Genomic DNA, 11946 nt, shown 5'->3' on the forward strand with positions numbered 1-11946 from the left:
AACAATCATGAGTCCGAAAAAACTCTCTGATTCTGAGCAACAAGAAATTATTCAACTTTATCGTACTTCAGCAGCCACTACAGCTACTCTAGCTCAACGCTATGGAGTAAGTAGTTCAACTATCAATAGGTTTTTAAAAAGTAATTTTTCTCCTACAGAATATGAAGAATTGGTTCACAAAAAACGTTTAATTGGTCGCAAGATCTATAATGAAGCTCAATTAGAGTTAAACCCCATCCCAGAATCTCCCTCTACAACTAAATCAGAGGAGTTAAAACCCATCACAGAATCTCCCTCTACAGCCAAATCAGAGGAGTTAGAACTAATAGTTACAGAATCCTCCTCTCAACAGTCAAACGAAGAATTAGTGGATGTTGTCAGTCTCAACGAATTATTAGGAGAGGATTTAGAAGAGATCTCAGATGAAGAGGAAGAGGATGATTACCCCGAAGAGGATGACTCGGAAGAATCAAAAGATGACTCAGCAACCGTGATTATCACTAACTTACCTCAGATTGAGATTTTACCCTTATCTGAAGCTTATTTCCCCAAAATTTGTTATGTAGTTATCGATCGCTTCGCTGAATTAATTACCAAACCCTTGAGAGAATTTGGAGATTTAGGTAAGATACCAACTACAGAGATAGAACAGAAAACCTTGCCTATTTTTGATAATCAAAAAGTAGCTCGACGCTTTTCTAATCGTTCTCAGCGAGTGATTAAGATACCCGATGGTCGTTTGTTGAAAAAAACAGCAACCTATCTTAAAGCTAAAGGTATCACTCGCTTACTGATTGATGGACAAGTTTACGCTTGTTGAGAGAATTTTTCTACACAGCGAACAAAAATTTCTACCCCCATAGCTAAAGCTGTTTCATCAAAGTCAAAACGGGGATGATGGTGAGGATAGGCTAAATCTTTAGCTTGATTTGCTGAACCTAGGAAGAAATAACAACCTGGTACTTCTTGTAGGAAGAAAGACATATCTTCTCCTCCCATGGTTTGACAATTCGGAACTACTCCCGCGGGAGTTTCTACTACTTGAGTGGCTACAGATTGCACTAAGGATGCTATAGCAGGGTCATTAATCACAGGAGGATAGAGATGCCAATAGTCTAACTCATATTTAGCGTTATGAGCTTGACAGATACCCGCGATAATCTGCTCAATTCTCTGTTCTAGAAAACCACGGTATTGGGGGTCAAAATAACGTACTGTACCGCTAAAATGAGCTGTATCAGCGATAACATTGAGAGCTTTTCCTGCGTGGAGTTCTCCTACGGTTACTACAGCGCTATCTAAGGGGTTTACATTACGCGCGACTACAGTTTGTAGAGCGGTAACGATGTGAGCGCTAACTAACACAGAATCAATGGTTTGTTCTGGCATTGCACCATGACCACCTTTACCCAAGATTGTACAACGAAAACATTCTACCGCAGCCATCAGTGCTCCACTACGTACACCAACAGTACCTAAAGGGAGACGATTCCACAGGTGTAAACCGATAATCGCATCTACTTGAGGATTGGTGAGTACTCCCTCTTCAACCATGGGTTTAGCCCCACCTGGACCTTCTTCTGCGGGTTGAAAGATGATTTTGACTGTTCCTTTGAGGTTGTCTCGATAGTGAGATAGATAATAAGCAGTTCCTAGGGCGATCGCTGTATGTCCATCGTGTCCACAAGCGTGCATAAAACCATCATGTCGCGAGCGATATTCTACCTGATTTTGTTCTTGAATCGGTAGTGCATCTAAATCCGCACGAATGGCGATTACAGGTCCTGGTTGTGTTCCTTCGATGGTAGCAACTATTCCTGTTTTAGCTATTCCTGTCTGATGTTTAATACCCCATTCTTGCAATTTGCGACTGACGAACTCGGTAGTTAGATGTTCTTGAAAACCGATTTCGGGGTGTTGGTGTAGATAGCGTCGCCATTGTACTAGTTGGGGTTGTAAGTTTCTAATTGTTAAGCGTACTTGTGATAAATCTGTACTAGGAGATTCAGTGAGAGAGAAGACCATTTTTACTTATTACTACATTTTCTCTATTGTACAAAAATTTACGGGTTTTTGGCTAACCATTATTCAGCTGCTATTTTCTTGAGAAAATTATCACAATCTTTGGCTAAATATTCTCTAAGTTTTAGAGCTTTATCTAGATTTATTTTTAATTGATCATATTCAATATTAGCGCCATAAGCATGACGAAAAAAATGACGAAAACCACGCAAACTATTCAAAATTAAAAAGGTTTCTTCTGTTAAAAATGCTGGTCTAATTCCAGGAATATTTTGACTTAATCTGGTCAATAAATTAGCGTGCCATTGGGCAGTATTAGTAATATTGTTTTCAAAATAAGTAGCTATAATCTTGAGTAAGTCTTCACTAGCGGTATAAAGATTATGAATTTGATAAGCTATACTTTCTAGACGAATTAAATCATCTGGAGTTAATCCCTCTGCTCTTTGTTCAAGTTTTTGAAAAATATTATTAATTAACTGTCTTTGTCCTTGTAGATCAGTTTTCAGTAAAATTAAGGTGTTTTTATCCATAATAAACCTGTGTCGCGAATTTTTTGAGCAAAATAACAGTGATTAAGCATAATTACATCTACTTCTCTACCTAAATAGTCTTGCAGGAGACTAATAACGGTAAAATAATCTTCAGGGTTAATTTGCACAACAGCGATGTCTATATCTGATTGTTCGTGAAAGTGACCAGAACGTAAAATAGAGCCAAAAATATAAGCTTGTTCAATACCATAACTAGCACTAAATTTATTCAACCATTCTTGGACTTTATTTAATAGTAATACTCTTTGTTGTTCTAGACAAGAAGAGCGATCGCGTAAAATTTCATCTAACTTAGTAGTAGAAAATGCTTTTTTTTGTTCCATTTGTAATAATATTAAAGAAAAAACTATGGAAAGTATCAAATCATTAGCCAGGAATGTACTTAGTGAGCAACAACGTTCGATAATTTGGGAATGGCGTCAACAATATCGACGCTCTCTGAAAGAATATCATAGACAGTGGCAAAGTTTCTGGCAAAGTATTAAATATCGAGGTAATAACTATACTTGTCCTTGTTGTGGTGGGAATTTTCGTGAATTTCTTCCCTATATTAGCTTAATAGGTATAAAATTATTATAGCCTAGAAAAAATAAAAGTCGTCCTGAAGGACGAGGCTTTTACCCATTTTTTGGTAAAGAAGAAAGACAACGTTATGGTCTTAGAGAAGATCATGATATTTATTATTGTACTAAAAATGTTGAAAACCTTCCTTTAAATTAAGTATTCTGGTGTAATTATTATTGCCACTATTGATTAATTTTACTTGATTTCCCTGAGTAATTCTGCCAATAATCTTGGAGGGTTTACCGAGGAATTGTTGTACTTTTTGAGCTGCTTTTTCAGGGAGACACAAGACTAACTCAAAATCTTCCCCACCGTATAAAGTCCAATTGAGAGCTTGACTAGGGAAATATTGCTCTAATATCGGTAGGATTGGTAATAACTGTAGGTCGATTTCTGCACCTACCCCACTACAGCGACAAATCTGTAAAATAGCATCGGCTAAACCATCGCTACTATCCATCGCTGTTATAGTAGTTTCGGGAAGAATGTCTCTAAGTGGTGGGATAACCTCTAGACGGGGGAGGGGTTGTTGATGTGCTTTTAGTAAATATTTTTTTGCTTCCGGGGGTAAGATGGTAGCTATTTCTGGATGTAAGAGACATTCTAAACCTGCCCGGGATGCTCCATGATAACCTGTGATGAGGATAACATCTCCTGGTTTGGCTTGAAAACGAGTAAAAGCGCGATCGCTTGCTACTTCTCCTAAAGCGGTGATAGCGACGGTATTAACCCGAGAAGCACAGATATCCCCACCAACTATCGGAGTATTGTACAAGCTTAAACAATCACTCATCCCCTGATATAATGCTTCTACCCAACTTACAGGGGTTTCCCCCTCTAGAGACAACCCGACGGTAATCCCTAGAGGAGAAGCTCCCATAGCTGCTAAATCTGATAGATTAGCGGTAACACTGCGCCAGCCTACCTGTGGTGCTGAGGTAGTGCGATCGCTAAAATGCACCCCATCTACCAAGACATCGGTAGTGACTACTAGAGATTTTCCTGGAGTTATGGTTAAAACTGCTGCGTCATCTCCCACTACTCCTGGTGGACAAAAACGCTGCAATTTGCTTAATAATCCTTGTTCTCCAATATCTCTAACCTTAGTCATTGGGTCGTACTAAGTTTTCTTTGCCTTTGATCACTTTAGCACTAATTATCTTATCTGCGGGTGTCAAATTTTCCAAGACTTTTTTACCATCGACGAGATAACCAAACACCGAATAACGTCCATCCATAAGGTTAAATCCAGGAGGGGTTAACTCAGTATCAAACTTAAAGAAGAATACTTGAGAAGATCCTCCATTGGGTTCATTTTCAGGACGTGCTAAAGCTAGGGTACCATAAGCGCTAAAGGGTAAAGCTAAATCAGCTAGATAAATTCCTGACTCTTCTAGAGTTACACCATAGGTAGGTAATTCATCTTCTTTGATGAGATATTCTAGGGGGATAGCGCGATATTTTCCTGTTTCTGGATCGATAAATCCTTCTTCTTTGCCTTCGGGTTTACCAAACTGTACCACGAAGTCACTAGGATTGCGCACAAAGTTTAAGCCATCGTAGAAACCTCTATCGACTAAATCAACGAAATTACCCGCGTTTACAGGAGCGCTATAACCATCTACTACCACGGTTAATAATCCTTGGGTGGTTTCTATCTCTATGGTAGCTCTTCCTTTGAGTTGTGGTAAATTGCTATATTCTGCAGGAACTTCAAAAGGGTAACCCTGTACCATCAATTCCTGTAAAGTCGTAATTTCATCGAGGATTACTCGTCTTTTTTCCCAAACTTGTTCTTTGTCTTTGGTTTTGGTTATGGTTTGTAACTCTGTGATTTGGTTGGTTATCTGGTCGATAAGTTCTTCTGCTTGGGGTTGTTTCCCTTCAGGTACACTAGCTAAGAGTAAGTCTTTACGTAAGCTAGTGACTAGATAAGCGTCTTTGAGGTTGCTTTGAATAGGTCCCCATCTCTTACTCCGCAAATATTTAGCTATTTCCTCGATATCTTTTTGTAGTCTTCTAACTTGGTTGTTATCAATAGGAAGAGCATATCTTAGTAAAGAGGTAGGATCTGTAATTGCGTCTCCTTGGGCTAACATACTGATTTGAATTGGTGCTGCTTGAGCAGGCATCACTAACAAAGTAAGCAAGTATATTGTTAAGAAAAGTATTTTCATTCAGGTTATTCTCCATCGTATTGACCCAATTTCTAGTATCCTTTAGAAAGGTTCAAAGTACAAAAAGACTTATAATAACTTTTAACCCACTCCCTCACACTTTATGTTTATCCAGCAAATCTGCTCAAAATTGCAGTTTTTGTCTTGGGTAGTTACTCTTAGTATCTCTACTCTCGTTGTTTTACCGAGCCAATGTTACTCAGAAACAACCGCTGAGATCAACACACAAACCGAGATTTTTTCTTACGATTTGTTAATAGCTGGTCAAGATATATCTACTAATATTTTGGTTCGGTCTTTATCCCAAGAAAAATCTAATCATAATCATTGGTTATTACCACTAGATAGGGTAGCCCAAGTCTTAAACCTGCAAGTTATTCCCGTTAATGAACAACAGCTAGAATTGCGATCGCCTGCTCAAGTTGTGCGTATTCCCACCCGAGAATTAGACTTAGATCCTCAATTAGGTTTGGTTGTTTCTCTCGCTAAACTTGAAGATTTATTAGCCATCAATAGTGAAGTTAATAACAATAGTCAAACTATTAATCTTACTCCCCAATGGTTAGCTTTGCGCACAGAAACTCTCGCTAGTCAAAGTGTTAATCTCCCTCCCTCCTCACCCCCAGAAATTGACGTTATTTCCCTTAATTCTCGGGATAATACTATCCTAGGTAAAGCTTTTGGCGGTGAGTGGTATGTTCGTACTTATCAACCCGATTTATTCAACCCTCGTTCTCTTTATATTCAGGATGCTAGATATACTTATCAGCATGATTCCGCTGATTATCTACTCGGGATACAACCTCAATCTTGGTTAGGACAATATCGCGGTAATTTTATCGGTTTTACCACTATCCAACGTTGGGGATTTAAACCTATTGCTAATGCTTCACCTTATTTAAATATACGTAATAGACTACAAGCTGACCAAGTAGGTAGAACTATTATGGGAACAACTACACCTGAAACAATAGTTAAACTGGTTAGAGTTAACTCTACTGAAGAAATAGCCTCTACTGTAACTAATAATAGGGGTGTTTATCGCTTCGATAATATACCCACTCAACCAGGACAAATTACTCAATATCAATTATTATTCTACCACCAAGATAACCCTGAACCTATAGAAGTCAAAACTATTACCCTTAACACCATGTCCCATCAATTACCTAGGGGTGCATCAGCATTACTTATATCTGGTGGTATAACTAAAGAAACTAATTTAGAACAAAGCTTGTTAGGTGGAATAGATGATTTACAAACAGAAATAGCTTATCGTTATGGTTTAACCGATGATTTAACTATTGCTGTTAATTTTGGTTATCACGAAACATGGCAAGGAGTAGGAGAATTACTCTATCAACCAACTAATTTTCCTCTACAAGTAACCTTATCTTTACTAAACTCTCCTAATATCGATGGGTTATATATGACTAGTCAAGTTAGGTTACAACCTGTTACTAATTTGATAGTAGATTTTAACAGCGATCGCCTGCGTCGGAATATTGCTTTTAATTGGCAAGCCTTACCTAGCTTTAATATAACAGTTCGTGGTAATAATCATGAAAATAGTTGGCACAATAGTTTACGTTTAGCCTATCAAAAAGATTCTCTGGCTACTATCCTTACCTTAGACTTAAATCAACAACAAGAGATTAGCTGGAGTGTTACTTCTCGTTTAGGTCATTTGCAATTGAGTTACGCAGAATCACCTAATCGTCAACAAACAGAACTAAGTTATAATCTATTTCAATTAGCTAACGCAGGTCATGGTTATTGGTTATTTGTTCACTATGAAGCTTATCAATTCCTAGACAATGATCACCATTTAACTACCATAGGTTGGCGTTATCGTTCCATCCCTGAAGCTGATACCCAAGGTTTTTGGGAGATTAGTTGTGGTTATCGTGTAGGGAATCTCGGTAGTGGGGCAATTTTTACCCTCGCTAGAGAATTTGTCCCAGGATTACGGTTACAACTAGACTATAAAACGGTCTCAACTCTTACTAATGAAGGAAGTTTTAGTATCAAAATAGTACCTAGTTTTAATATTTTTACCAATTCACGACAATGGGAATTTTAGCAAAGTTAAAAAAGTATAAAATTAACCAGCCCATAGACCAAAATGTGAGAGATTAGCAGACAAGAATTTAAAATAACTCACAAGGATAAAAATTATGGGTTGGTTAAGTAGAATATTTCCCGGAAGCAAAAAACCAGCAAAACCCCCCGCGGTTAAACAAGCTAAAACAGAAGTAGGTGAAGCAATCCCACCAGAAAGAGTTGGATTAGACGGTGAATACGATCAAAGTGGATTAGCTAAAAGAGTTGTCCTAGCTTTTGATGATGATCCACAATTAGACGATTTAGAACGTCTCTGGGTAGCTCAAACAGGAACTACAGTAGTTCTTAAAGGGGAAGTACCCTCTCAAGACTATCTCAATAAAGCGATATCAATCGCTAAAGGTGTAGAAGGTGCAACAGCTGTAGATAGTTCCCAAGTAAAAGTAGGTTAAGAAAATGTCCACACTAATATTAGTGTGGATCGAAAACGATAAAATAGAAAATATTTGTCGCAAAAACTGAACCAAGAATGCAAAAACAGCGTCTGTTACTTTTTCTGATTCTGACTCTAGTCTTAGGGGCGATCGCCATCATCACCCAATTACCACCGCGGTTAGGATTAGACTTGAAAGGGGGGTCACAATTAACCATCCAAGCTTTACCTAATGAAGAAAACGAGGTTATCGACGCTTTTTCCCTAAATTCCCTGAAAACAGTCTTAGAAAAACGAGTCAATAATCTCGGTGCTGCTGAACCAGTGATTCAAACTGTAGGAGAAGATAAAATTCTGGTACAATTACCAGGAGTAAACGATCCCACAGAAGCAGAAAGGGTTTTAGGAGGAACTGCTAAATTAGAGTTTCGAGAACAGAAAAGGGATACGGACGCTCAATTACAAGTAGAACTACAAATAAGAAGTCAAACGGAATTACAATTAGAACTACTTAGACAAAGTCCCACCACAGCTGAACAACAAGCAGAAATCGCTAGATTAACCGAATCCCTACAAAACTCCAATCAAGCGTTATTAGAATTATTTGCATCAGTAGATTTAACTGGAGCTAGTTTAATTGATGCGCGTCCTCAACCTCTACCCAATGGCAATAATTGGGAAGTAGCGATCGTCTTTGACTCAGAAGGTGGAGACAAATTCGCCCAATTAACCAAAGAAATAGCCGGAACAGGTCGCACCCTCGGTATTTTCCTAGATGATGTCTTATTAAGCGCACCAAGAGTAGGTCCTGAATACGCAGCTACAGGTATCTCAGGCGGAAGAGCAGTAATTAGTGGTAATTTTAACTTAGACTCGGCTAACGATCTAGCAGTACAAATTAAAGGAGGAGCACTACCTTTCCCTGTAGAAGTAGTAGAAAATCGTACCGTAGGTGCAACTTTAGGACAAGATAGCATTAGACGGAGTATCTACGCAGGATTAGCAGGGTTAATAGGAGTGCTAATTTTTATGGTAGCTTATTATAGGTTGCCTGGGTTAATCGCTGATGTCTCTTTAATAGTCTATACTCTCTTAACTCTGGCTAGTTTTTCTCTAGTAAATGTTACTCTGACTCTACCAGGGATAGCGGGGTTTATCTTAAGTATTGGTATGGCTGTAGATGCCAATGTGTTGATTTTTGAACGCACTAGAGAAGAGTTACGTAAGGGAAAAACTCTCTATAAGTCGGTAGAATCAGGTTTTTATCGCGCTTTTTCCAGTATCTTAGATAGTAATGTGACCACTCTGATCGCTTGTTTTGCTCTATTCTGGTTAGGTTCAGGTTTAGTAAAAGGTTTTGCCCTCACTCTAGCGATTGGGGTATTAGTCAGTATGTTTACAGCTGTAACTTGCAGTCGTACTTTGTTATTATTTGTGGTCTTGGGAATGCCTAAAGTCAGACAAAACCCTAAACTATTTTGCCCTAATCTTACCGTTTCCCCTAAATCTTAACCATGAAAATAAGTGTAATTAAATATCAAAAGCTTTGGTGGGCAATTTCAGCAATGGCGATCGCCCTGAGTCTAGCTGCTATGTTTTTATCATGGCAACAAATAAACGCACCCCTACGTCCTGGATTAGATTTTATTGGGGGAACTCGTTTACAATTAGAGTTAAACTGTGAACTAGAAAATAATTGTCCTCAACCTATAGAATTAGCTACAGTCAGAGAAATTCTCACTAGTCAAGAATTAGCAGATAGCAGTGTTCAAAGAGTCGATAATTTTGGTATATCTATTCGCAGTAAAAATATTAATGTAGAACAAAGAAGTAGGTTAATCTCAGCTTTAGAAGAAAGTATCGGGACTTTTGATCCTCAAAAAACTCAAATAGATACCGTAGGTCCAACTATAGGGAAAGAGTTATTTAGATCGGGAACTTTAGCCTTAATAGTCTCTTTTTTGGGAATTATTGCTTATGTAAGCATTAGATTCCAGCTAGACTATGCTATCTTCGCTATTATCGCCCTCTTCCACGACGTCTTTATTACCGCGGGAGTTTTCGCTATCCTAGGATTAGTGATTGGTTTAGAGGTAGATTCCCTATTTCTGGTAGCTTTACTCACGATTATCGGTTTTTCGGTCAATGATACGGTGGTTATTTACGATCGCATCAGAGAAATAGCTAAAGATCAACCAGAATTAGATATCAGAGAAGTAGTTGATCTCGGGGTTAATCAAACTTTAGGGCGATCGATTAATACCACCATCACTACTCTTTTACCCTTAGTGACAATCTATATCTTTGGGGGAGAAACACTCAAATATTTTGCCTTAGCTTTGATTATCGGGTTTATTTGTGGTTCTTACTCCAGTATATTTATCGCCAGCACTTTGTTAGCATGGTGGAGGAATAGTCGCTCAAATCAATTAGCAGTAGAATAGGAATGTTTAATGTTTGGACAGCTTTCGTATTGGCGATCGCTGCTTTAATCGCTACCCCTGTTATCTTTGTCTTAAGCAGTATCTTTACAGACGCAGGGGAAATTTGGCAACATTTAGCTAGTACAGTACTTCCAGGTTATATCACTAACTCCCTATGGTTGATGTTGGGAGTAACTATAGGTGTTCTCGTGATCGGAGTAGGTACAGCTTGGTTAGTGACCATGTGTAACTTTTGGCTACGGGGTGTATTTGAGTGGGCTTTACTATTACCCCTAGCAGCACCTGCTTACCTACTAGCTTATACTTACACTAATATGCTAGATTATTTCGGTCCAGTACAAACAACTTTACGCAATATCTTTGGTTGGACTAGTGTAAGGGATTACTGGTTTCCCAATATTCGTTCTCTGTGGGGGGCGATCGCCATGTTAATCCTCGTCTTATATCCCTACGTCTATTTATTAGCCAGAGTAGCTTTTCTAGAACAATCTGTTTGTACTACAGAAGCTAGTCGCTCTTTGGGTTGTACACCCTGGCGCAGTTTTTGGACGATCGCCCTCCCTTTAGCGCGTCCTTCGATTATGGCGGGTTTAGCTTTAGCTTTGATGGAAACCCTCAACGATTTTGGGACAGTATCTTATTTCGGGGTGAGTACTTTCACCACAGGAATTTATCGTACTTGGATTGGCATGGGAGAAAGGGTAGCAGCTGCACAACTAGCAGCTTTTTTAATGTTCTTTGTTTTATTCTTAATCATCCTGGAAAGATGGTCACGTAGTCAAGCCCGTTATTATCAATCAGGAAGTAATCAACAACAGATACAGCGATATCAACTTAATTATCTTCGTGGTAGTTTAGCTTGGTTGATCTGTTTTTTACCCCTAGCTTTGGGATTTTTACTACCTGGTGTATATTTACTGGATATGACTGTGAATAACTTAGATCAAGCTTTTGAAAACAATTTTTGGCAGTTAGCTAACAATAGTTTAATCTTAGCTAGTTTAAGCGCTGTTATCGCTGTGGTTATTTCCCTGATTATCGCCTATATTCAAAGACTACAAGGTCAATCATTGGTTAATATGGCGGTTAGAATCGCGAGTATGGGTTACGCTATTCCTGGTTCGGTGATTGCAGTGGGAGTATTAATACCCATGGGAAGATTGGATAACTTGTTAATCCAAGGGTTATCTAATCTAAATGTAACGATCGGATTAATCTTTTCAGGAACGATTGTAGCCCTAATCTTTGCTTATCTAGTACGCTTTTTTGCTGTGTCTTTTGGGGCGATCGAATCAAGTTTACAGAAGATTAAACCCAGTTTAGACGAAGCAGCTAGGAGTTTAGGCTATAATCCTTTGAGAACTTTAATTGAAATCCATACACCCTTAATGTGGGGAGGAATTTTAACCGCGGGAATGTTAGTTTTTGTCGATGTGATGAAGGAATTACCCGCAACCTTAGTGATGAGACCTTTTAATTTTGATACTTTAGCCATTAGGGTTTTTCAATACGCTTCCGATGAAAGATTACGTGAAGCGTCAGCACCAGCTTTAGCGATCGTTTTAGTAGGAATAATTCCCGTGATTTTTCTCTCGGTAAAAATTGCTAATCAAAAAAGTTAGCTTAACCGCGAGAAGCCTCAAGCTTTATTTTCTCAAATAAGCGTGAGATGAATCGCGTCCTTATTT

The 11946-nt window shown here is 38.5% G+C and carries 12 protein-coding genes; 7 read left to right on the forward strand and 5 right to left on the reverse strand.

The features are described from left to right. Nucleotides 1-7 precede the first annotated feature (7 nt). Nucleotides 8-820 (forward strand): transposase, encoded by an 813-nt coding sequence (locus EA365_12770; protein TVQ43361.1) that lies wholly within the window; start codon nucleotides 8-10, stop codon nucleotides 818-820. Here the strand turns inward: EA365_12770 and EA365_12775 are convergent. Genes EA365_12775 through EA365_12785 form a run of 3 tightly spaced genes read right to left on the reverse strand, consistent with a single transcriptional unit; the run spans nucleotide 808 to nucleotide 2899 of the window. Beyond that, nucleotides 808-2025: an amidohydrolase gene (locus tag EA365_12775; protein TVQ43362.1), complete on the reverse strand. Its 1218-nt coding sequence runs from the start codon at nucleotides 2023-2025 to the stop codon at nucleotides 808-810. The two genes, EA365_12770 and EA365_12775, sit on opposite strands and share 13 nt — an antisense overlap. 59 nt (nucleotides 2026-2084) lie before the next feature. Continuing rightward, nucleotides 2085-2555, reverse strand: a complete 471-nt coding sequence (locus EA365_12780; GenBank protein TVQ43363.1) for a hypothetical protein — start codon at nucleotides 2553-2555, stop codon at nucleotides 2085-2087. Then, on the reverse strand, nucleotides 2537-2899 hold the full coding sequence (locus tag EA365_12785; protein ID TVQ43364.1) for a nucleotidyltransferase domain-containing protein: 363 nt from the start codon (nucleotides 2897-2899) through the stop codon (nucleotides 2537-2539). Before EA365_12785 ends, EA365_12780 begins: the two co-directional genes overlap by 19 nt. 25 nt (nucleotides 2900-2924) lie before the next feature. Between EA365_12785 and EA365_12790 the strand changes: the two genes are divergently transcribed. Further along, the gene (locus tag EA365_12790) at nucleotides 2925-3155 is read left to right on the forward strand and encodes a hypothetical protein (GenBank protein TVQ43365.1); all 231 of its coding nucleotides are present in this window, start codon (nucleotides 2925-2927) and stop codon (nucleotides 3153-3155) included. 109 nt (nucleotides 3156-3264) lie between these two features. Here EA365_12790 and EA365_12795 read toward each other — a convergent pair whose 3' ends face one another. Then, nucleotides 3265-4251: a thiamine-phosphate kinase gene (locus tag EA365_12795; GenBank protein ID TVQ43366.1), complete on the reverse strand. Its 987-nt coding sequence runs from the start codon at nucleotides 4249-4251 to the stop codon at nucleotides 3265-3267. After that, nucleotides 4244-5317: a peptidylprolyl isomerase gene (locus EA365_12800; protein ID TVQ43367.1), complete on the reverse strand. Its 1074-nt coding sequence runs from the start codon at nucleotides 5315-5317 to the stop codon at nucleotides 4244-4246. Before EA365_12800 ends, EA365_12795 begins: the two co-directional genes overlap by 8 nt. Nucleotides 5318-5456: 139 nt before the next feature. Between EA365_12800 and EA365_12805 the strand changes: the two genes are divergently transcribed. The 5 genes from EA365_12805 (at nucleotide 5457) to EA365_12825 (ending at nucleotide 11880) form a co-directional block, all read left to right on the forward strand. After that, nucleotides 5457-7400, forward strand: a complete 1944-nt coding sequence (locus EA365_12805; GenBank protein ID TVQ43368.1) for a hypothetical protein — start codon at nucleotides 5457-5459, stop codon at nucleotides 7398-7400. A gap of 94 nt (nucleotides 7401-7494) precedes the next feature. Continuing rightward, on the forward strand, nucleotides 7495-7833 hold the full coding sequence (locus EA365_12810) for a BON domain-containing protein (GenBank protein ID TVQ43369.1): 339 nt from the start codon (nucleotides 7495-7497) through the stop codon (nucleotides 7831-7833). 77 nt (nucleotides 7834-7910) lie between these two features. Beyond that, nucleotides 7911-9326 carry a protein translocase subunit SecD gene (gene secD / locus EA365_12815; GenBank protein ID TVQ43370.1) on the forward strand — a complete coding sequence of 472 codons (1416 nt, stop codon included), beginning with the start codon at nucleotides 7911-7913 and terminating at the stop codon, nucleotides 9324-9326. 2 nt (nucleotides 9327-9328) lie between these two features. Further along, entirely contained in the window at nucleotides 9329-10258 is a 930-nt protein-coding gene (gene secF, locus EA365_12820) for a protein translocase subunit SecF (GenBank protein ID TVQ43371.1), read from the forward strand. Nucleotides 10259-10260: 2 nt separating this feature from the next. Continuing rightward, nucleotides 10261-11880: an iron ABC transporter permease gene (locus EA365_12825; GenBank protein TVQ43372.1), complete on the forward strand. Its 1620-nt coding sequence runs from the start codon at nucleotides 10261-10263 to the stop codon at nucleotides 11878-11880. Nucleotides 11881-11946 lie beyond the last annotated feature (66 nt).

This window comes from Gloeocapsa sp. DLM2.Bin57, assembly GCA_007693955.1.
Classification (GTDB): Bacteria; Cyanobacteriota; Cyanobacteriia; order Cyanobacteriales; family Gloeocapsaceae; genus Gloeocapsa.